The 19,504-nt window shown below is 56.3% G+C and carries 20 protein-coding genes; 10 read left to right on the plus strand and 10 right to left on the minus strand.

Annotated elements, in window-relative coordinates:
* Nucleotides 1-208 precede the first annotated feature (208 nt).
* Together E5180_RS13040 and E5180_RS13045 are read right to left on the minus strand one after the other, a co-directional pair.
* On the minus strand, nucleotides 209-1,639 hold the full coding sequence (locus tag E5180_RS13040) for an aspartate aminotransferase family protein (protein ID WP_138924758.1): 1,431 nt from the start codon (nucleotides 1,637-1,639) through the stop codon (nucleotides 209-211).
* A gap of 118 nt (nucleotides 1,640-1,757) precedes the next feature.
* On the minus strand, nucleotides 1,758-2,438 hold the full coding sequence (locus E5180_RS13045; protein WP_138924759.1) for a GntR family transcriptional regulator: 681 nt from the start codon (nucleotides 2,436-2,438) through the stop codon (nucleotides 1,758-1,760).
* A 146-nt stretch (nucleotides 2,439-2,584) separates the two neighbouring features.
* Between E5180_RS13045 and E5180_RS13050 the strand changes: the two genes are divergently transcribed.
* The 6 genes from E5180_RS13050 to E5180_RS13075 all read left to right on the plus strand — a co-directional run bounded on the left by E5180_RS13050 (nucleotide 2,585) and on the right by E5180_RS13075 (nucleotide 9,305).
* Nucleotides 2,585-3,670 (plus strand): polyamine ABC transporter substrate-binding protein, encoded by a 1,086-nt coding sequence (locus E5180_RS13050; protein ID WP_138925221.1) that lies wholly within the window; start codon nucleotides 2,585-2,587, stop codon nucleotides 3,668-3,670.
* 90 nt (nucleotides 3,671-3,760) lie between these two features.
* Nucleotides 3,761-4,888, plus strand: a complete 1,128-nt coding sequence (locus E5180_RS13055; RefSeq protein ID WP_138924760.1) for an ABC transporter ATP-binding protein — start codon at nucleotides 3,761-3,763, stop codon at nucleotides 4,886-4,888.
* Nucleotides 4,885-5,766: an ABC transporter permease subunit gene (locus E5180_RS13060; protein WP_138925222.1), complete on the plus strand. Its 882-nt coding sequence runs from the start codon at nucleotides 4,885-4,887 to the stop codon at nucleotides 5,764-5,766. Before E5180_RS13055 ends, E5180_RS13060 begins: the two co-directional genes overlap by 4 nt.
* Nucleotides 5,763-6,584: an ABC transporter permease gene (locus tag E5180_RS13065; protein ID WP_138924761.1), complete on the plus strand. Its 822-nt coding sequence runs from the start codon at nucleotides 5,763-5,765 to the stop codon at nucleotides 6,582-6,584. The genes E5180_RS13060 and E5180_RS13065 overlap by 4 nt, the downstream gene beginning before the upstream one ends.
* Before the next feature lie 12 nt (nucleotides 6,585-6,596).
* The gene (locus E5180_RS13070; RefSeq protein ID WP_138924762.1) at nucleotides 6,597-7,925 is read left to right on the plus strand and encodes an NAD(P)/FAD-dependent oxidoreductase; all 1,329 of its coding nucleotides are present in this window, start codon (nucleotides 6,597-6,599) and stop codon (nucleotides 7,923-7,925) included.
* A 60-nt stretch (nucleotides 7,926-7,985) separates the two neighbouring features.
* Nucleotides 7,986-9,305 carry a UDP-glucose dehydrogenase family protein gene (locus tag E5180_RS13075; protein ID WP_093732065.1) on the plus strand — a complete coding sequence of 440 codons (1,320 nt, stop codon included), beginning with the start codon at nucleotides 7,986-7,988 and terminating at the stop codon, nucleotides 9,303-9,305.
* Between the two features lie 46 nt (nucleotides 9,306-9,351).
* On the opposite strand, the gene trhO is transcribed toward E5180_RS13075, so the two are convergent.
* On the minus strand, nucleotides 9,352-10,251 hold the full coding sequence (gene trhO, locus E5180_RS13080) for an oxygen-dependent tRNA uridine(34) hydroxylase TrhO (protein ID WP_138924763.1): 900 nt from the start codon (nucleotides 10,249-10,251) through the stop codon (nucleotides 9,352-9,354).
* A 102-nt stretch (nucleotides 10,252-10,353) separates the two neighbouring features.
* On the opposite strand from trhO, the gene pncA reads away from it, so the two are divergent.
* Nucleotides 10,354-10,950, plus strand: coding sequence for a bifunctional nicotinamidase/pyrazinamidase (gene pncA, locus E5180_RS13085; RefSeq protein ID WP_138924764.1), 597 nt, complete (start codon nucleotides 10,354-10,356; stop codon nucleotides 10,948-10,950).
* Here pncA and E5180_RS13090 read toward each other — a convergent pair.
* Entirely contained in the window at nucleotides 10,937-11,596 is a 660-nt protein-coding gene (locus E5180_RS13090; RefSeq protein ID WP_138924765.1) for a MarC family protein, read from the minus strand. The two genes, pncA and E5180_RS13090, sit on opposite strands and share 14 nt — an antisense overlap.
* A 126-nt stretch (nucleotides 11,597-11,722) precedes the next feature.
* Here E5180_RS13090 and pncB point away from each other — a divergent pair, with 126 nt between their 5' ends.
* Nucleotides 11,723-13,015, plus strand: a complete 1,293-nt coding sequence (pncB, locus tag E5180_RS13095) for a nicotinate phosphoribosyltransferase (protein ID WP_138924766.1) — start codon at nucleotides 11,723-11,725, stop codon at nucleotides 13,013-13,015.
* An 85-nt stretch (nucleotides 13,016-13,100) separates the two neighbouring features.
* Here the strand turns inward: pncB and E5180_RS13100 are convergent, their stop codons facing one another.
* The 6 genes from E5180_RS13100 to E5180_RS13125 all read right to left on the minus strand — a co-directional run bounded on the left by E5180_RS13100 (nucleotide 13,101) and on the right by E5180_RS13125 (nucleotide 18,483).
* On the minus strand, nucleotides 13,101-13,643 hold the full coding sequence (locus tag E5180_RS13100; RefSeq protein ID WP_138924767.1) for a nicotinate phosphoribosyltransferase: 543 nt from the start codon (nucleotides 13,641-13,643) through the stop codon (nucleotides 13,101-13,103).
* Between the two features lie 197 nt (nucleotides 13,644-13,840).
* Entirely contained in the window at nucleotides 13,841-14,263 is a 423-nt protein-coding gene (gene arfB, locus E5180_RS13105; protein WP_138924768.1) for an alternative ribosome rescue aminoacyl-tRNA hydrolase ArfB, read from the minus strand.
* 331 nt (nucleotides 14,264-14,594) lie between these two features.
* Complete coding sequence (locus E5180_RS13110; RefSeq protein ID WP_138924769.1) at nucleotides 14,595-15,215, minus strand: queuosine precursor transporter; 621 nt, start codon at nucleotides 15,213-15,215, stop codon at nucleotides 14,595-14,597.
* 93 nt (nucleotides 15,216-15,308) lie between these two features.
* Nucleotides 15,309-16,175, minus strand: a complete 867-nt coding sequence (locus E5180_RS13115; protein ID WP_138924770.1) for an esterase-like activity of phytase family protein — start codon at nucleotides 16,173-16,175, stop codon at nucleotides 15,309-15,311.
* A gap of 2 nt (nucleotides 16,176-16,177) precedes the next feature.
* A complete protein-coding gene (gene mepA, locus E5180_RS13120) occupies nucleotides 16,178-17,113 on the minus strand; it encodes a penicillin-insensitive murein endopeptidase (protein WP_138924771.1) in 936 nt (311 codons plus the stop codon).
* Nucleotides 17,110-18,483, minus strand: a complete 1,374-nt coding sequence (locus E5180_RS13125; protein ID WP_138924772.1) for an MFS transporter — start codon at nucleotides 18,481-18,483, stop codon at nucleotides 17,110-17,112. Before E5180_RS13125 ends, mepA begins: the two co-directional genes overlap by 4 nt.
* A gap of 195 nt (nucleotides 18,484-18,678) precedes the next feature.
* Between E5180_RS13125 and E5180_RS13130 the strand changes: the two genes are divergently transcribed.
* Both E5180_RS13130 and E5180_RS13135 read left to right on the plus strand, forming a co-directional pair.
* Nucleotides 18,679-19,011: a BLUF domain-containing protein gene (locus E5180_RS13130; protein ID WP_138924773.1), complete on the plus strand. Its 333-nt coding sequence runs from the start codon at nucleotides 18,679-18,681 to the stop codon at nucleotides 19,009-19,011.
* Nucleotides 19,012-19,113: 102 nt separating this feature from the next.
* Nucleotides 19,114-19,401 carry a YggT family protein gene (locus E5180_RS13135; RefSeq protein ID WP_138924774.1) on the plus strand — a complete coding sequence of 96 codons (288 nt, stop codon included), beginning with the start codon at nucleotides 19,114-19,116 and terminating at the stop codon, nucleotides 19,399-19,401.
* Nucleotides 19,402-19,504: the final 103 nt, after the last annotated feature.

The raw sequence follows: 19,504 nt of genomic DNA on the forward strand, positions 1-19,504 counted from the left end.
TTGCCTGCGGAATTACTGAGCAGCTTGCTTGAAATAAGGGGAATTCGTTAATAAATGCTGCAGGTTTAGCAGCCTTTTGCACCCTCGGAGCGGGTGGTTCTGCAGCCAATTCAGGCGGTGCAGATGTCGCAAACGGACAAGTTTATGCAGCCCTAGTTACATCGGGCCGGGGCGACAATTGCCGCCCCGACCCGATGGAAGTCGCGGCTTAGCCAAGCGGCGATTCAGCGTCATGTGCGTGGTCTTCTGCAGCCTTCAACAGGTTGCCTTCCTTGACCGCGGCATAGGTTTCATCCAGCGCTTTGGTAGCGCGTGACATGAAGATCTTAATCTCTTCGGGAGTGATGACCAGCGGCGGAGAGATGATCATCCGGTCGCCGACATGGCGCATCACCAGGTTATTCGCAAAGCAGCGTTCCCGGCACATAAAACCGACGGTGCCGGCATCGCCTGCGAACTTTGATCGGGTTTCCTTGCGCGGGGACAGTGGCAGCGACGCCATTAGGCCGGCAACGTTTACCGTACCCACCAAAGGGTGCTCTGCCAGTTTGGCCAGACCTTCTTGAAGCGCGGGCGCTGCGACGTTGTTCACGTGATCCAGAATCTTTTCGTCCTGCATGATCCGCAGGTTTTCCAGCGCCACGGCAGAGCAGACAGGGTGGCCTGAATAGGTATAACCATGGTTAAACTCACCCGATCCGATGGTTTGCGCGATCTCGTCACAGACAATGGACCCGCCAATCGGCTGGTAGCCAGAGCTAAGGCCCTTGGCGATCGTCATGATATGCGGCTTGATCCCCATGGTTTGAGACCCGAACCAGTTGCCGGTGCGGCCAAAGCCACAAATAACCTCATCCGCGATGATCAATACGTTGTATTTGTCACAAATCCGCTGGATTTCAGGCCAGTATGTGCTTGGCGGAATAATGACGCCGCCGGCACCTTGAATAGGCTCGCCGATAAAGGCGGCAACCTTGTCGGCCCCTAGTTCAAGGATTTTGGCTTCAAGCTCTTGCGCACGCGCAAGGCCGAATGCCTCGGGTGTAAGGTCCCCGCCCTCGACCCACCAGTCCGGCTGGTTGATGTGGTGAATGCCGGGGATAGGCATGCCGCCCTGTGCGTGCATATAGCCCATGCCGCCAAGCGAACCGGATCCAATCGACGACCCGTGATAGGCATTCTTACGGCTGATAATGTGGGATTTCTCGGGCTTTCCCTTCATGTCCCAATAGGTGCGGACCATGCGAATGTTTGTATCGTTCGCTTCGGACCCTGATCCGGCAAAAAACACATGGTTCAGATCGCCAGGGGCCAGTGCCGCGATCTCTTTGGCCAGCGCAATGGCGGGCACGTGGGAGGTCATGAAGAATGTGTTATAGTAGTTCAGCTCGAGCATTTGACGCGCTGCGACATCGGCCATTTCCTGACGGCCATACCCGATGTTGACGCACCAAAGACCGGCCATCCCATCAAGGATCTCGTTCCCGTCGCTGTCGGTGAGGTAAACGCCTTTGGCCCGCGTGATGATCCGCGCGCCTTTCTCGGCAAGCTCGTCATTCGTGGTAAACGGGTGCATGTGGTGCGCGGCGTCAAGCGCTTGCAGCTCGGCGGTGGGCATGTGGTTGGTGATGTGGGTCATAAGAGGCGCCTCTGGGAATGGGAGTAGATTAGCCTCAGGATATGATCAAATTGTGCGGAGTCAATCGAATCACTCTGCAGCGTTGCTGATAAGTGGGGATTAGCTGGTCAGCTTTTAATCAAAGTGACGCCTGAATCTGCAACATGCCCTGCAAAACATCTTCGGTCATTGCCAGCCCCGCCCTTTCTGCATCGCCCTCGCGAAAGGCCGCAAGCAGATCAGCATGCTTATCGGGCAGGTTCGAGGTGCCGAACCGACCGCACACCACACGCAGGGATGGGCCAAACATAAGCCACAAGCGATCGACCGTTGCGGCTAGAATAGGGGCGTTGGCGCAGGTGTTGATAATAGTGTGAAAGCGGTAGTTCTGGGTCAGATAGTCGCCGATATCCCCGCGGTTAATGGCACTGTTCAGCAGGTCGTCGACACGGATAAGGTCGTTTAAAACGGTCTCTGACATGCGGGCGGCGGCGCGCTGTGCCAGTTCTGGCTCAAGCTTTTTCCTCATGAACTCAAGCTCTTGTATCCCTTCGAGGTCCAGTACTGGAACAGATACGCGCCGGTTGCCCTGATGCACCAATGCGCCCTCGGCGATCAATCGACGCAGGGCTTCGCGTATCGGGGTCATGCCGGCATCCAGGGTTTCCGCGAGCCCCTGGATCGTCACGGCCTGACCGGGGGCGAAATCGCCGAACAAGATCAGCTTGCGTACACGTTCATAGACGTGCTGATGGGCCGGCACTTTGGCTGGGCTGTCCGTGGGCTGTTGTGGCGCGAGGTCTGCGGGGTCTACGTTCATTAAATTCGCCTAAATTGTACTCGATCGTATTTTAAACCCCGGCCCGCATCTGCGTAAAATTATAAATGATCTTGCCGCATGGTGCAAAACTTGATCAAATTGATGAAAGGTCCGGATCAACCGAGCCTACACAACGGGAGATGACAATGAAATACAGCTTGCTTAGCGGAATTGCAGCAACGGCATTGATCGCCACCAGCGCAATGGGTGAAGAGGTGCGGGTCTATAACTGGTCCGACTACATCGACGAAACCTTGTTGCAAAAATTTGAAAAAGAAACCGGCATAGACCTGATCTATGACGTCTTTGACAGCAACGAAGTGCTTGAAACCAAAATGCTCGCCGGCGGCTCCGGCTATGATGTGGTTGTTCCCACAGGCACGTTCCTAGAGCGTCAAATATCTGCCGGTGTTTTCCAAAAACTCGACAAAGACAAGCTGCCTAACATTGTTAATATGTGGGACGTAATCGAGGAACGTGTTTCAAAGTACGATCCCGACAACCAGTACGCTGTGAATTACATGTGGGGCACGACGGGTCTGGGTGTGAACGTCGGCAAGGTTAAAGAGGTATTGGGTGAGGATGCGCCCGTCGATTCACTCGAGCTCGTTTTTAATCCCGAAAACATGGAAAAGCTGGCTGAATGTGGCGTGCATTTCTTGGATGCACCGACAGAAATGATCCCGGCCGCGCTTAAGTATGTTGGCGAAGCACCTCAATCACAAGACCCTGACGTGATCGCCAAGGCAGAGCCGATTTTGACAGCGGTCGCACCCTATGTGCAAAAATTCCATAGTTCAGAATATATCAACGCACTGGCAAACGGGGACATTTGCGTCGCCTTTGGTTGGTCAGGCGACATCCTGCAATCACGTGATCGTGCAGCCGAAGCGGACAATGGTGTGGAAATTGCCTATTATGCGCCGAAGGAAGGCGCGTTGATGTGGTTCGACAACATGGCGATTCCGGCTGACGCGCCTAACCCGGATGGGGCGCATAAGTTCTTGAATTTCATCATGGACCCCGAGAACATGGCCGCAGCATCAAACTATGTTTATTATGCGAACGGCAACAAGGCGAGCCAAGAGTTCCTGGCCGAAGAAGTCCTTGGGGACACGGCGATCTATCCTGACGGGGCCACCTTGGAAAACCTGTATACCATTTCTTCATATCCGCCCAAACTGCAGCGTGTCATCACGCGTATGTGGACCAAAATTAAATCTGGTATCTAGAATCTGTTTCAGGTCAGAGCCCTAGGGTTTTGACCTGATCCATCCCCCTTTCGCCAAAGGGGTAAATCGCTGTGCAAAGGATAGACCAAAGTGAGCCAACCCGTTTTCGCCCCATGGGATGACCCGAACGAAAAGCCGCTTATCCGATTTGATAATGTGACCAAACGTTTTGGTGATTTTGTCGCGATCGATAGCCTTTCGCTTAGTATTTACGAAAGCGAGTTTTTTGCGCTTCTTGGTCCATCCGGCTGTGGTAAAACGACGATGATGCGTATGCTTGCAGGGTTCGAAAACCCAAGCGCAGGGAAAATTGAACTAGCGGGCAAAAATATTGCCGGCGTCCCACCGAACAAGCGGGCAGTGAACATGATGTTTCAATCCTACGCCCTGTTCCCCCACCTATCGATCTGGGAAAATATCGCCTTTGGTTTGAAACGCGGCGATATGACCAAAGCGGATATCGCCGTGCGCGTTGAAGAGATGCTCAAACTGACGCGCCTCACCAAATTTGCCAAACGCAAGCCCCACCAGATATCTGGTGGGCAGCGGCAACGTGTCGCCCTCGCGCGTGCTCTCGCCAAAGCGCCGAAGCTATTGTTGTTAGATGAACCGCTTGGCGCGTTGGACAAGAAGTTGCGTCAGGATACCCAGTTTGAACTGATGGATATTCAGGAAAGTACGGGCACCACTTTCGTTATCGTTACCCACGACCAAGAAGAAGCAATGACTGTTGCCAGCCGCGTGGCGGTTATGGATGAGGGGCAGATCATCCAGGTGGCAACGCCGGACAGGATATATGAAGCACCTAATTCCGTTTATGTCGCCGACTTTATCGGCGATGTGAACATCATTTCCGGCACTGTGAAGGCCGCTGGTGACGAAATGTACCATCTTGATTGGGTGGCCAACGAGGCCCCGTTGCTTGCAGCATCAGATCGCACTTTCAGTGAAAGCCAGCCAGCCCATCTCGCAATCAGGCCGGAGAAGATCGCCATTTCGGTCGATAAGCCGACAGAAACGAAAAACGCTGTTCAGGGCACCGTTCTTGATATCGCATATCTCGGCAACCTCAGCACCTACCACGTTCAACTTGCCGGAGGGCAAGTGATCAAGGCCCAAACGGCGAATACGCGACGGTTGTCACGCCGCACAATTACGTGGGAAGATCGCGTATGGATTTCCTGGAGCGCCACCGCCGGCGTCCTGTTAGAACGATGAATATACGCCGCTTCATCCTTATTGCAGTGCCTTATGCGTGGCTACTCGCGCTGTTTTTGATCCCTTTCATTATTGTTTTTAAAATTTCGCTTTCTGATTTGGCTTTGTCCATTCCTCCTTATTCTCCGACTGCTAAGGACGGAATCTGGGCGATGTTTCGGGCATTTGACGTAGAAAACTTTGTTTTTCTAGCTTCCGACGATCTGTACTGGAGGGCTTACCTGAGCAGTTTGAAGATTGCGTTAATATCTACAGTTTTAGCGGTCTTAGTCGGCTATCCAATGGCCTACGGCATGGCGCGCGCGCCCGAGGAATGGCGTCCAACCTTGATGATGCTGGTGATTTTGCCGTTTTGGACAAGCTTTCTAATCCGCGTCTACGCGTGGGTTGGTATTCTGAGCAACGAGGGGCTGCTGAACCAATTTCTTCTTTGGCTGGGTATCATTGATGCGCCTTTGACGATCATGAACACGACCACCGCTGTTTATATAGGAATTGTTTACACATATCTGCCATTTATGATTCTACCGATCTATGCCGCGCTGGATCGGCTAGACGAATCCCTGATCGAGGCCGCCGAAGATTTGGGGTGTTCAAGGCTAAAGGCGTTTTGGCTGGTTACTATTCCGTTGTCGCGCAACGGGATTATCGCAGGGTGCTTCCTTGTATTTATCCCCGCGCTGGGCGAATTTGTGATCCCGTCTTTGCTAGGGGGATCGGGGACGCTTATGATTGGTAAGGTCCTTTTCGAGGAGTTCTTTAATAACCGCGATTGGCCCGTGGCAAGTGCGGTTGCAGTGATCCTGCTTGTGATCCTGATTGTTCCCATTGTCTTGTTTCAGCGCAATCAGCAACGTCAGGCCGAGGTGGAGTCATGAGACGCGCGAGCTGGTTCAATATTACGTCGCTCACCTTGGGGTTTGCGTTTCTTTATCTCCCGATGGTCTTGCTGGTCATCTACAGTTTCAACAGCTCAAAACTTGTCACCGTATGGGCGGGTTTTTCGACAAAATGGTATGGAGAGTTGCTGCAGAACGATGCGTTCCTGAATGCTGCATTGGTAACGCTTAAGGTTGCGGTTGTGTCTTCGACGCTAGCGACCGTGTTGGGGACGATGGCGGCCTATATCCTGGTGCGGGGGGGGCGGTTTGCAGGGCGCACGCTGTTCTCGGGTATGATTTACGCGCCGCTTGTCATGCCAGAGGTAATTACTGGGCTATCCTTGCTTCTGCTCTTTATCGGGATCGGATTGGACCGGGGAACGCTGACGATTGTACTGGCACATACGACCTTTTCGATGTGCTATGTGTCTGTTGTCGTATCCTCGCGGTTGGTGACGTTCGACCGGTCGCTGGAGGAAGCTGCGCTTGATCTTGGGTGTTCGTCCTTTGATGCCTTCCGATTAGTGACCCTGCCAATCATTGCGCCGGCGGTTATTTCAGGGTGGCTGCTGGCCTTCACCCTGTCACTGGATGATCTTGTTATCGCTTCGTTTACCACGGGCCCGTCCTCGACAACTCTACCGATCAAGATCTGGAGCGCTGTGCGTCTTGGAGTTTCGCCCGAGATCAACGCGCTTTCGACCATTATGATCGGTATCGTGACCTTCGGTGTTATTGCGGCCTCTTTGATTTCTAAACGCAAAGCGATCAAAGCCCAACGAGATGTTCGGGCGGCTGAGCGGGCAGTGGCGTGAAATGATGACCCCATGAAACGAATATTTAACGGTTTCGCCTATACAGATGAGCCTAGGAAGAACTGTTGGTGGGATCAAACCTGCGATATTGTGGATCGCCCAGCCTTGAACGGTGACGTTTCGTGCGATGTTGCAGTTGTGGGTGGTGGGTTTACGGGCCTTTCTGCGGCGCTGCGCTTGGCAGAGGCGGGGTATTCGGTCGTCGTGCTGGAACATAGATACGTCGGCTGGGGGGCATCGGGTCGCAACGGTGGCTTTTGCTGTCTCGGTGGGGGGCGGCTTGATGATGCGGCGCTCGACAAGCTTGCGGGGCGGGAAGATCGGCTGAACTTTCGCGCAGCGGAGCTTGCGGCAATTAATTTCGTCGACGACCTGATCAGCCGCCATAATATCGACGTGGACCGCCACTCCGATGGCGAGATCGAATTGGCCCACCGGCCCAAAGATATGGATGGTTTCGGCGCGCGTGTCGACGCGGTGCGCGAAAACTACGGGCTGTCCGCGCGGCTGATTGAGAGGAAGGATTTTGCCTCGAACGGCCTGTCCGGCCCGTTTCATGGGGCATTGCATATCCCGGCCGGCTTTGCGCTAAATCCGCGGAAATACGTGACCGGACTTGCTGCCACGGCCGAGAAGGCTGGCGCGGTGATCTATCATGACACCGCGGCGATCAAGATACGGCAGACGACCAAGGGGCATGAAATTCAGACGCCGCAAGGTCGACTGACAGCGGAAAAAGTCATTATCGCGACGAATGGCTATTCATCTGAAAATGTGGTGCCAAGTCTAACGGCGCGATATATGCCCGCGCAATCGACTGTCCTTGTGACACGCCCCCTGAGCAAGACTGAGCTGGAAGAGGCGGGGTGGACGACAGATTTTATGGCTTCGGATACGCGCAATTTGCTACATTATTTCCGACTCATGCCGGATCGTAGGATGTTGTTCGGGATGCGGGGCGGCCTATTGACTGGCAAAAGCGCCGACGGGCGCGCTGTCGGACGGGTGCGGCGTGATTTCGAAAAGTTTTTTCCCGCCTGGAAACATGTGGAAACGCCCCATCATTGGTCCGGCATGGTATGCCTTTCGCGTGCCCAAATGCCGTTTGTCGGGAAGCTGCCCGACCCCGGAGGCTTGTATGCAAGTCTTTGTTATCATGGGAATGGTGTGGCCATGGGGAGCTATTCTGGCGGATTGATTGCGGATCTGGTTATGGACAAACCCATCGACCGGCCCTACCCACAGATCATGCAAAACCCGTTGCGAAAGTTCGAACTGGGGCGGATGCGCAGACTGCTGATGCCATTGGCCTATCTTGGTTTTGCGCTTTCAGACTACTAGATGTGGGTGCACCGGCTGGCGTGGCTTGCTGACTGTCTAATAGATTTAGGATAGATTTTTATGAAGATTGCGATGATTGGCACCGGCTATGTCGGCTTGGTTTCGGGTGTTTGTTTTTCTGATTTCGGTCACGACGTGATTTGCGTCGATAAAGATCCGGCCAAGATTGAAAAGCTGGAACAGGGCATCGTCCCAATCTATGAGCCCGGCCTTGATGATCTGATGGCCAAGAATGTCGCTGCAGGGCGATTGTCTTTCACCGGCGACCTGAAAAAAGCTGTGGATGGCGCGGATGCCGTGTTTATCGCCGTCGGCACACCGACGCGGCGCGGGGACGGTCATGCCGATCTGACCTATGTCATGGCGGCCGCTGAAGAAATCGCAGCCGAGCTTACCGGTTACGCCGTGATCGTCACCAAATCGACCGTCCCTGTGGGCACCAACCGCCAGGTCAAACAGGTCGTGTCCAAGGCCAACCCGAAGGCAGAGTTCGATGTCGCGTCCAACCCCGAATTCTTGCGCGAAGGGGCCGCGATCGATGATTTCATGCGTCCCGACCGCGTGGTTGTGGGGACGCAGAATGAACGCGCCGAGCAAGTGATGAAGGATATCTACCGCCCGCTGTCACTACGCGAATTTTCGATCATGTCTACCGATCTGGAAAGCGCCGAGATGATCAAATATGCTGCCAATGCATTTCTGGCGACCAAAATTACCTTTATTAACGAAATCGCCGCGCTCTGTGAGCGTACCGGCGCGGACGTGAAGATGGTGTCAAAAGGCATGGGGCTCGACAACCGGATCGGGTCCAAGTTCCTGCATGCGGGGCCTGGCTATGGTGGCAGCTGCTTCCCGAAAGACACGCAGGCTTTGGCGCGGATGGGGCAGGATCATTCCGTCCCCATGCAGCTGACAGAGACCGTGATCAAGGTAAATGACGAGGTCAAACGCCGGATGATCGACAAGGTCGTCGATATTTGTGGCGGCTCGGTGAACGGCAAGACAATCGCTGTTTTGGGGGTGACGTTCAAACCGAACACGGACGATATGCGGGATTCCCCGAGCTTGACCATCGTGCCATCGTTGGTCGGCAATGGTGCCAAGGTGCGTGTGGTTGATCCGCAGGGTAAACGCGAGGGCGAAGCTTTGTTGCCGGGCGTGTCTTGGATGGATGACGCCTATAAGGCCGCGCAAAACGCCGATGCATTGGTTATTCTGACCGAATGGAACGAGTTTCGCGCACTGGACCTTACGCGTATGGCCAAACGGATGGCGACGCCGGTATTAGCGGACTTGCGCAATATCTACAGTCCCAAAGACGCGAAGCGCGCCGGGTTTACGGCCTATGTTTCCATCGGGCGCGAAGGGTTCGGCGTTTAACCCAACATCACAGGCCCGCGCTTGGAAAAGAGCGGGCCGCGCGTGATCAGCTGCGGTGGGTTTCGCCGCGTGACTTAGCGAGGGTCATCTGGCGTTGGCGTTCACGGAACCGCGCCTTATCGGCGTCAGAGGTTTGATCGACGCAGTGCGGACAACTGACGCCTGCCTCGTACCCCACTTTGGTTGTGTCCTCGGGCAGGATCGGGCGGCGGCAGCCGTGGCACAGCATATGCGGGCCTTCTTTCAGCCCGTGGCCAACGCTGACGCGGTTATCAAAAACAAAGCAATCGCCCTGCCAGCTGCTTTGCTCTTGCGGGACTTCTTCAAGGTATTTGAGGATCCCGCCCTTGAGGTGGAACACGTCCTCGACACCCTGACCGATCAGGTAGTTGGTTGATTTCTCGCAACGGATGCCGCCGGTGCAGAACATCGCGATTTTCTTATTGTGAAACCGGTCTTTGTTCGCCTCCCACCAGGCGGGAAATTCGCCAAAGCTTTGGGTTTCGGGGTCGATGGCCCCGTTGAACGTTCCGATTGCGACCTCATAGTCGTTGCGTGTATCGATCACCGCAACATCGTCCCGCCCGATCAGATCGTTCCACTCGGCGGGATCGACATAGTGCCCGACCTTGGCAAGCGGATCGACGTCGGGTTGCCCCATCGTCACGATTTCGCGTTTCAGCCGGACTTTCATCTTACCGAAAGGGGGCTCGGTGGCGGTGCTTTCCTTCCACTCCAGATCGGCGCAACCGGGTAGGGCACGGATATGCGCAATCACCGCGTCGATGCCCGCACGTGAGCCGGCAATCGTGCCATTGATGCCTTCGGCGGCGACAAGCAACGTGCCTTTGACCTCATGCCGTGCACAAAGGGCAATCAGCGGCGGGCGCAGGGCATCAGGCGCGTCAAAGCGGCTGAAGTGATAAAGGGCGGCAATGGTATACATGCGCGCTGAGATACGCCCATGTGCCGGTTCAGGCAAGGGGGTGCCGTGCCACCTGCACCGTGCTATGTCCGTTAGCGCAAGTTGGCCCATGAGGAACCTGATATGACCCACGCCGTGATCGTGATTGATGTGCAAAATGATTTCTGCCCTGGCGGGGCGCTTGCTGTGTCGGATGGCGACGCGATCATAGACGGTATCAACGCGCTGATGCAGCAGGCGGATGCCGTGGTTTTGACGCAGGACTGGCATCCGGCGGGGCATTCCTCATTCGCGTCGTCGCACGTGGGGCAGGCCCCGTTTGACGTGACGCAGATGCCCTACGGCCCGCAGGTGCTTTGGCCTGACCACTGTATTCAGGGCAGCGCTGGTGCTGCGTTTCACCCCAAGCTGGATCAAACCCGTGCGGATATGATCATTCGCAAAGGGTACAACCCCGCTATCGACAGCTATTCCGCCTTCTTCGAGAATGACCAAAAGACCCCCACCGGATTAGAGGGATACCTGCGCACACGCGGCATTACCCAGTTGACGATGGTGGGTTTGGCGCTTGATTTCTGCGTGCAGTTTTCGGCTGTGGACGCGGCCAAACTAGGCTTTGACGTCGAGGTCCGGCTGGATTTGTGCCGTGCCATTGATCTGGACGGATCGCTGGCTGCCGCGCAGGATGCGATGATGGCGGCGGGGGTTACTCTGCGCTAAGAGGGGCATCCTCGATGGGGGCGATGTTCAGGATGTCCAGCGCATCCAGCCCGCCAAGCGTAGCATCGACAGCGACGGTCGCCAGAATGATCCCCATGACGCGGCTGATCACGCTGGCACCTGTAGTCCCCATCAGATGGCCAATACGACCGGCCAGCAACAGCAATACAAGGGTGAACAGCAACACCACCAGCAGCAATCCGGCTGTCACCAGCTGGTCGGATATCTGGTTGGTGTGATTGTCCGTCAGAATGACGATCGCCAGCATTGCACCCGGTGATGCGATAGAGGGCATGGCCAGCGGAAATACGGCGCCCGCCAGATGATCCCGCTCTGCGGCTTCTATTTCCTGCGTGGGTTTCGGGTCTCCGAAAATCATGCTCAGCGCGAACAGGAAAAGGATAATCCCACCCGCGACTTGAAACGACCCCAGCCGCAGTCCAAGGTTCTCCAGCAGATATTGCCCGCCCACGAGGAACCCAAGCAAGACCAGACCGGCCACCAGCACGGCCCGCAGGGCAAAGCTTTTGTGCAGGCGTTGCGGGACATTTGCTGTTGCGAAAAGAAAGACCGGAAGGCTGCCAATAGGGTCGATCACGACAAACAGTGTGATCAACTCTCGCAAGAGATTGGGCCATTCCAGCATCTAGCAGCGCTCCTTTCGGGGGTTAAGTCGGTGGATTACCACAGGTTTTGCACTGTGTCAGCGGCAATTCCCTTGCCCGTCCAAGATGGATGGGCCACAAACACACCGCCTAAGGGAGCTTTAACCATGGTCGACATTGCAAGCCGCGTCTGGAACCACAAGTGGAAGATCGACCCGATCGTGCGGTCCCTGATCGATACGGATTTCTATAAGCTATTGATGTGTCAGTCGGTTTTCCGCAACAAGCCGGAAACGCAGGTCACCTTTAGCCTGATCAACCGGTCCAAACACATCCCGCTGGCCGATTTGATCGACGAAGGCGAGCTGCGCGAACAGCTGGATCACATCCGGTCCCTTTCGCTTAGCCGCGGTGAAAGCACATGGCTGCGGGGCAATACCTTTTACGGCAAACGCCAGATGTTCCGCCCCGATTTCATGGAATGGTTCGAAGGGTTGCGCCTGCCGCCCTACCACCTTGAACGCAAGGGCGACCAGTACGAGCTGACATTCGAAGGGTCGTGGCCCGAGGTGATGCTATGGGAAATTCCCGCCCTCGCGGTATTGATGGAACTGCGCAGCCGCGCCGTGCTGGATCGCATGGGCCGGTTCGAGCTGCAGGTGCTCTATGCGCGCGGCATGACCCGTGTCTGGGAAAAGATCGAAGCGCTGCGGGGAATACCCAACCTGTCGATCGCTGATTTCGGCACCCGTCGCCGCCATTCGTTCCTGTGGCAAGACTGGTGCGTGCAGGCCATGCAAGAAGGCTTGGGCAATGCCTTTACCGGCACATCGAACTGCAAAATCGCCATGAGCCGCGAGGTCGAAGCAATTGGCACGAACGCGCACGAGCTGCCGATGGTCTATGCCGCATTGGCGAAAGACGATGCCGCGCTGGCCCAAGCGCCCTATGATGTTCTGCAAGACTGGCACGAGGAACACGAAGGCAATCTGCGCATCATTCTACCCGACACCTATGGCACCAAAGGGTTCTTGGACAACGCCCCCGACTGGCTCGCGGGTTGGACAGGCATCCGTGTGGATAGCGGCGATCCGGCGGTCGCGGCGCAAACGGCGATTGATTGGTGGAAGTCCCGTGGCGAAGACCCCAGCGAAAAACGTGTGATTTTCAGTGATGGTCTGGATGTTGCCAAGATCAAGGAACTGCACAGCCAGTTTGAGGGCAAGGTCAAAGCCTCGTTTGGCTGGGGCACCTTGCTGACCAATGATTTTCGCGGGCTTGTGCCGGATGATGCGCTCGCCCCGTTCTCTTTGGTATGCAAAGCGGTCGAGGCGAACGGGAACCCTACTGTCAAATTGTCGGACAACCCGAACAAGGCCATGGGCCCGCAGTCAGAGATCGACCGCTACAAACGTGTCTTTGGCGTCGGTGATCAGACCGCGCAAAAAGTCATCGTCTGACCCACACGCGAAAGGGGCCGGTGGTTTCCCACCGGCCCCTCTGCCTTATGTCTCCCGCAGAGTGCGGGGAATATTGGCGGTCGGGTTAGCCGCGGTCGTCAATGACCAGTGTCAGCCCACCCATGCCGTTACCGCGCACGGCGACAACATCTTCCGAAACAAAGCCTTCGGCCTTAAGCTGTGCGCTGAGGTCCGCGTTCGCGTCCACGGAGGCGCGCATGTCATCGACGGCTTCGGCTTGCGCTTCTAGTGCTTCGTCAAGCGCTGTGGTATTGCCGTTGCCCGACTTCAGTTCGGACACCGTCACAACGTCAAGCTTGGCGTTTGTGTCGAATGCCTCGATCTCGGACTTCGTTTGCGTGTTGCTCTCTGCACCAGCGCGCAGTTCCTGGATCAGTTGGCCGTAGTTTTCTTTTGCCATTTTGCCGTTCTTGGCTACAGCATCGGTTGCATCGTTCACGGTGGAACCAGTGGATAGTGAACCGGATGCACCAACATCTGCACTAACACCCGAGCTTACATCAGCAGCGCCGCCTACGGCACCGTCTACGGAAGTTTGAGCCATCGCCGCGGTGGAAACGCCAGTGGCCATCAGGGTCGCGATAAGTGTTGTTGTTGTAAGTTTCATCTGAGTTCTCCTTAGATTTACTAACGACATTGCTTGTATGTCTGTCAGGGGAACACGGGCCAAAGCTGATCCGTTCCAATGGCTGATCTGCCCTGTGGCGGCGATCTGCCGACACAGGGTTGATACTGGCAAGAACCGGCGAAATGGCATATCTGTTTAAAAGTTGATGGAACGTCTGCAGCCATGGGCAGACAAAGTTATTCTGGCGGATCAACCCGTCCGCGCAGCGATTTAACCTCGCCTCGGGTCTTTTTTGCCTTTAACCGGCGCTTTTTCGATCCCAGCGTGGGCCGTGTCGCAATACGCCTCTTTGGCGGTTTCAGCGCAGCGGTAATCAGGTCCTTCAGCCGTTCGCGAATAATCTCGCGGTTGCGCACCTGACTACGGGTTTCGTCGCATTGCAGCACCAACGCGCCTTCGGTCGTCCAACGCCTGCCTGCCAATCGCCGTAAACGGTTTTTCACAGGCGTCGGTATGGACGGGGAGGTCGCGGCCTCGAACCGAAGCTCTACCGCGCTGGATACTTTGTTCACATTCTGGCCGCCTGGCCCCGAGGCCCGCATAAAGCTTTCTGATAGCTCCCAGTCCTGAATGGCAATGTCGTCGTTGATCCGCAGCATCACGCTCTCCTTCGTGGCAACTATCGCATCGCCTGCACCCGAGGGAAAGACCCGCACCCGCATGCGAAAAGGGCCGCCCCGGTGAGGAGCGGCCCAATCGAATGGTTTACGGAGGTGGGATCGGTTAGATCAGCGATCCACCTAGGCTGTTTCAACCGCCAGGGGCTGCCCTAACGGGATACCTCCCAAGCTGTTCCGACACCTCTCTCCAATACCGTTCTTGACACTGGATCACCTCCTTTACATTTGTTGAACTCACTTGAAGACTGGCACAGTAAATCGAAAACACAAAATGTTTTTTACGCCAGTCGGGGTCCGAGAGGTGCGCCCTTTAGCTGCGGGGCAGCAATTGTGCAGTGATAATGCGGAACGGGATCAGGGCGATCAGCGCGATGCCCAGCTTCACAGACCAATCCGCAACTGCCAGCGACACCCACAGAGGCGCCAACGGGCCACTGCCTAGCAAAGGCAGCATTTCCGAGGCCCAAGAGACGTCGGTCGCGGGGTGTAGAAATGACAGGACGCCGGAAAACGAGATCGAGAAAAACAGCAACGTATCAAGCGAGCTGCTGACCAAAGTGCTGGCCAAAGGTGCGCGCCACCATTTGCCATCACGCAGCGCAGAGAAGATCGCCACATCGACCAATTGCGCCACAAGAAACGCCACCCCGGACCCGATCGCGATGCGTAGGGTCACCAGTGGCCCGAATTCGCCCATGATCTGCGTCCCGATCAAAGAGCAAGCCAAACCAACGACAAAGCCAACCAGCACCACCCGCCGCGCGGCGTCTTTCCCGTAAACGCGGTTCATCACATCGGTGACCAGAAACGCCAGCGGATAGGTGAACGCGCCCCATGTCAGCCATTGGCCAAACAGGAATTGAACAAGGATGTTGGAGGCCACAACAATGGCGGCCATAGCAAGAATGCCGGGAAGATAGGTGCGTGTCATATTTGGAACCGTTTTGTGCAAGGGTGCGGCGACTTGGCCTGCGGGGATCGCAGACAGTCATGCGTTGTAGGGATCGCATGCCATTCGCGCAAGCTATTGTGTGATCGTCAGTTCGATAACCTGGGTTTGCTGCACAGATAGGAAATTATCGTCTGAAATCATCGTCACACGCGTACGCCCGACACCATCGCGCCAAACGGTCAGCGCCTCGAGGTTGTCATACCGCGCAGGCAAGGTTTGCAACAAGGTCACGGCGGAGGTCTGGTCGCCCGCCAGTTCGATCCGCCGCAATCGGGTGCGAAACCCCAGCGGGGTTACCGTTCGCTCAAGTAAATACAGCCGACCTTCATCGTCGAAATCGGCACCGACAGGCACGAACGGGCTGTCTTTTTCAAGGTAGGCGGCAATGCTCCACGCGTCGTTTTGATACTTATACAGCGGTATTTGATTGCTGCGCGTATCCTCCGGCAGCGCGTACAGCGACCCTTCGGCATCCACCGCCAGTGCCTCGAAGCCAGCATTTTCCCTTAGCGATGCCCCTTGGGGCGGGGCGATGATTTGCTGGGTCGTGCCATCGGCTAGATTTGTGCGCGCGATGCGGTGCTGCCCCTCGTAGCTGATAAAGATGCTGCCATCGGGCGCAATCGCCAGCCCTTCGGCATCGGTATGGGGCCTGTCCATCACCGCACCGTTTTCATCACGCAAGGCAACCGAATGTATCACCTCTAAGCCCGTCAACGTGCCAAGCGCATCCCGCGTCAGGTCGGCCACTATGATACGCCCGCGGTCGCTGATGACAGTCATTTGTTTGCCATCCGCGCGCATCTCGGCACCCGACAGGCCGCCGAACCAAGGGGCGTCGTTATCCCAATCCAGCTGCGTGTGATGCACAACGGGGCCATTTGCGCCCGCTGCAAGAGCAGCGGAGGCAAAGCCAAGGGCAAAGAGAATCTGTAGCAAGTTTAGTTCGAATCCAGCACAGATTGGCACTGCGCAGGCAGATCAGCGAGCAACAGTTCACGTTTTGGCTTGCGCTTGGGGGCATTAGGGTTCGGTGGGGGCGGGTTCAGGATATTCGCCTGCCATTGACGTGCATCCGCGCAGCCGTCGCCTGCGGGGGGCGGATCCTGGTTAACGCAACCGGTTGCGCCTTTCGGGCAGCTCAGCCGGACGTGGAAATGATAGTGGTGCCCGTACCAAGGGCGAATTTTGCGCAGCCAGCTCCGGTCCCCCTTTTCATCGGCGCACATCTGCACCTTGGCACCGGGGAACACGAAAATACGCGCAACACGCGGGTCGGATGCAGCGGCCTTGAGCACCTGATGGTGCTGCGGCGTCCAGCTGCTGTTCACATAGGCACCGCTAGCGCGGCGCATCGAGATGGACGAAATGTTTTCACGCTGCGACCGGCTAAGCGACAGAGATTTAGGCGGGAGCATCCATATATCCGCGTCCAAACCCATCTGGTGACTGGCGTGCCCGGTCAGCATCGGCCCGCCACGCGGCTGGCTGATATCACCGACATAGATTCCTTTCCAACCGGGTTGCTGCGCTGCCTTTGCGCTAAGCTGTTTGATGTAATCGATCATCTCTGGGTGGCCCCAGTTGCGGTTGCGCGACAGGCGCATCGCTTGCCAGGTTGGCCCCGTGTCGGCCAGCTGCTGCCCCCCTGCGACGCAGCCCTTGGCATAGCTGCCATAGGCGGCGGAAGACTGCCGAGAGCCATCGGATTTCGCGCCGAAAAGCTTCTTTGCTTGAATGTTGCTGCGCGCACCACCCGACGATCCGATGGTTGGCAGGATTTTGGATGCCTCTGCATTCGGCTTGGACGAAGACCCGCCGCAAGCCGCCAGGGCAAGGGCCAGCACGGTACAAGTGAGGAATCGGGACAGGATCATTTGGCGAAATCTCCGTTGGGTTTTACCCAGATTAACAGAACCAGACCGATGATGAACAGCCCCACAACGGGGGCGATCCCGATCCGCTGGTTGCCCGACAGGTCGCTGGCGACAGCGATCAAAGCCGGTGCCAAAAACGATGTAGCTTTGCCCGACAATGCGTAAAGGCCAAATGCCTCGGTCATGCGATCAGGGTTGCCCTGACGGGTCAACATATTGCGCGACGAGGCCTGCAACGCCCCCCCCGCTGCACCGATCAGCGCACCGGCGATGTAAAAGGCGATGTCGGGCACAGCAGACCCTTCGGCCAGCGCGACGCCCATAATTGAGCCAGGGGTCAGCGAGATAATCAGCACAGCCGTGGCGATCAGGATCAGACAGCAGGTCACGATAACGGGCATCGGCCCAATCGCGCGATCCACACGCCCCCCGACCCAAGAGAACACCGCGCCGGAAATCGCCGCGAGTATCCCAAAGACCCCGATATCAATAATGCTCCAGTTCAAGACACCAAGCGCATATATCCCACCGAACGTGTACATTCCGTTAAGGGCATCGCGATAAAACATCGATGACCCCAGATAGGCCAGAAGCGAAGGATGGCGCGGCAGGTTCTTGAGCGTGACCCGAAGATCCGCCAACCCTTTGCCCACCCGGTACCGCGCGGCACCTTTTACAGGCGTATCGCGCACATACAAAAAGAAAGGGATCATGAAAACGGCGTACCAGATCGCCGTTAACGGGCCGACAATGCGGGTGTCAGCCTTGGTCGCCGGATCAAGCCCGAACAGCGGGTTTAGCCCTGCCATCGTGCGCCCCGTGCTGCCTGCCTGAAAAAGCGCGATCATCACGATCAGCGCCAGAACACCGCCGACATAGCCAAACGCCCAGCCCGACCCCGACAGCCGCCCGCGTTCGCCGGGATCGGGGTGCAGTTCGGGCAGGTAAGAGTTGGTAAAAATCGTCGCGAACTCCATCCCGATCAGGCCGATGCCGAAAAAGAACAACGCCCAAACAACCGAGAAATCCTGCGGTGCCGTCCACCAAAGCCCGCCCGATCCCACGACATACAGTGCAGAAAATAGCCATATCCACGGCATCCGCTTGCCCGTTGAATCCGCAACCGCCCCGAGCGTCGGTGCCAAGATCGCAATAAGGATGCCCGCAGCCGTCAGGCCATACCCCCAATAGGCTTGCGCCTGCGCCTTGGCGGCCTCGAGCGCCATACCACCCTCGACCAGATTTGCCGTCGCCGTTTGGGCGAAATAGGGGCCGAAAATGAACGTCAAAAGGAGCGTGTTGTAGGGCTGGCTGGCCCAGTCAAAGAAGTACCAGCCCCAGATCTTCTTTCGCGCTGATGTGGCTGCCATGACTGCTCTCTCCTGTTTCAAGCGACGGTAGTGCAGCAACAGGGCGCGACGCAAGTCTGCGAATGGCTCTCCCGCGTAGCGGGAAGGGCGTTTTGATATGTCCTATGACATTCGAACAGGGTCGCTTTTTAAAAACCTTTTGTCTAAAGAAGATCAAGAACAATGCCCCGTTAAGATATTTTTAGGAGACCCTATATGGCGATGATCCGGCTTCTCTATTTCAGCACCGCAGTTCCATCCGTTTCCAAAGCCGATGTCGCAGAAATATTTACCATCGCAGTGTGTGAAAACGAAAAGCACAGCGTCACGGGGGCCTTGGCATATAACGGGCGCAACTTCTGTCAGGTGCTGGAAGGTGAAGAAGCTGACGTACACCGGTTGATCGAAAATATTCGCAATGACGCGCGGCACAGCGGCTTTAAAATCCTCGATGAAAAACAGATCGAGACCCGGCATTTCGCCGATTGGTCGATGCTTAAAGTCGACAGTCTTGATTTCTCTGTCGTCATCAACGCGATGCAAGCGTAAAATAATGCGAATTCGACAAGGGCGGCGGGGCTAAAGCCGCGCTGCTCTTGTTCTTTGGCGCGGGCGCACATACCTTCGCGCTGTGCAACGAAAGGCCCCCCTATGACATCCCTTTTTCAGATCCTGATGCTCGTGCTGAACATCGTTTGGTTCATCATCATCGCGCATGTCATCATGAGCTGGCTGATTAATTTTCAAGTCTTAAACCTTCGTCAACCTTTGGTGGCGCAAGTTTGGGACGGGCTCAATCGCTTGCTGGAGCCTGTCTATAGCCGCGTCCGCAGCATTCTGCCGCAGATGGGCGGGCTTGACCTCGCGCCGTTGGTCGTCCTGATCGCGGTCGCTGTTCTGCGTATCCTGCTTATCAACAACGCTGCAATGTTCTACTAATCGGGCATCTTCTGGGGCCTTGGCCCTGCCGGACGCACGGGCAGGGATTGTCCCCCGCCCGCGACTATGAGATTCTGCATGCTGCAGGTTAGATACAGTTGGG

Source organism: Sulfitobacter sp. BSw21498, assembly GCF_006064855.1.
In the GTDB taxonomy this organism is placed as follows: domain Bacteria; phylum Pseudomonadota; class Alphaproteobacteria; order Rhodobacterales; family Rhodobacteraceae; genus Sulfitobacter.

Coding starts and splice junctions, on each gene's coding strand:
- E5180_RS13100 (WP_138924767.1), bottom strand. CDS start 13,643: ATGAAACTTACAACAACAACACTTATCGCGACCCTGATGGCCACTGGC.
- pncB (WP_138924766.1), top strand. CDS start 11,723: ATGGTCGACATTGCAAGCCGCGTCTGGAACCACAAGTGGAAGATCGAC.
- trhO (WP_138924763.1), bottom strand. CDS start 10,251: ATGTATACCATTGCCGCCCTTTATCACTTCAGCCGCTTTGACGCGCCT.
- E5180_RS13065 (WP_138924761.1), top strand. CDS start 5,763: ATGAGACGCGCGAGCTGGTTCAATATTACGTCGCTCACCTTGGGGTTT.
- E5180_RS13045 (WP_138924759.1), bottom strand. CDS start 2,438: ATGAACGTAGACCCCGCAGACCTCGCGCCACAACAGCCCACGGACAGC.
- E5180_RS13090 (WP_138924765.1), bottom strand. CDS start 11,596: ATGCTGGAATGGCCCAATCTCTTGCGAGAGTTGATCACACTGTTTGTC.
- arfB (WP_138924768.1), bottom strand. CDS start 14,263: ATGCTGCGGATCAACGACGACATTGCCATTCAGGACTGGGAGCTATCA.
- E5180_RS13070 (WP_138924762.1), top strand. CDS start 6,597: ATGAAACGAATATTTAACGGTTTCGCCTATACAGATGAGCCTAGGAAG.
- E5180_RS13130 (WP_138924773.1), top strand. CDS start 18,679: ATGGCGATGATCCGGCTTCTCTATTTCAGCACCGCAGTTCCATCCGTT.
- E5180_RS13040 (WP_138924758.1), bottom strand. CDS start 1,639: ATGACCCACATCACCAACCACATGCCCACCGCCGAGCTGCAAGCGCTT.
- E5180_RS13050 (WP_138925221.1), top strand. CDS start 2,585: ATGAAATACAGCTTGCTTAGCGGAATTGCAGCAACGGCATTGATCGCC.
- E5180_RS13075 (WP_093732065.1), top strand. CDS start 7,986: ATGAAGATTGCGATGATTGGCACCGGCTATGTCGGCTTGGTTTCGGGT.
- E5180_RS13060 (WP_138925222.1), top strand. CDS start 4,885: ATGAATATACGCCGCTTCATCCTTATTGCAGTGCCTTATGCGTGGCTA.
- pncA (WP_138924764.1), top strand. CDS start 10,354: ATGACCCACGCCGTGATCGTGATTGATGTGCAAAATGATTTCTGCCCT.
- E5180_RS13110 (WP_138924769.1), bottom strand. CDS start 15,215: ATGACACGCACCTATCTTCCCGGCATTCTTGCTATGGCCGCCATTGTT.
- mepA (WP_138924771.1), bottom strand. CDS start 17,113: ATGATCCTGTCCCGATTCCTCACTTGTACCGTGCTGGCCCTTGCCCTG.
- E5180_RS13125 (WP_138924772.1), bottom strand. CDS start 18,483: ATGGCAGCCACATCAGCGCGAAAGAAGATCTGGGGCTGGTACTTCTTT.
- E5180_RS13135 (WP_138924774.1), top strand. CDS start 19,114: ATGACATCCCTTTTTCAGATCCTGATGCTCGTGCTGAACATCGTTTGG.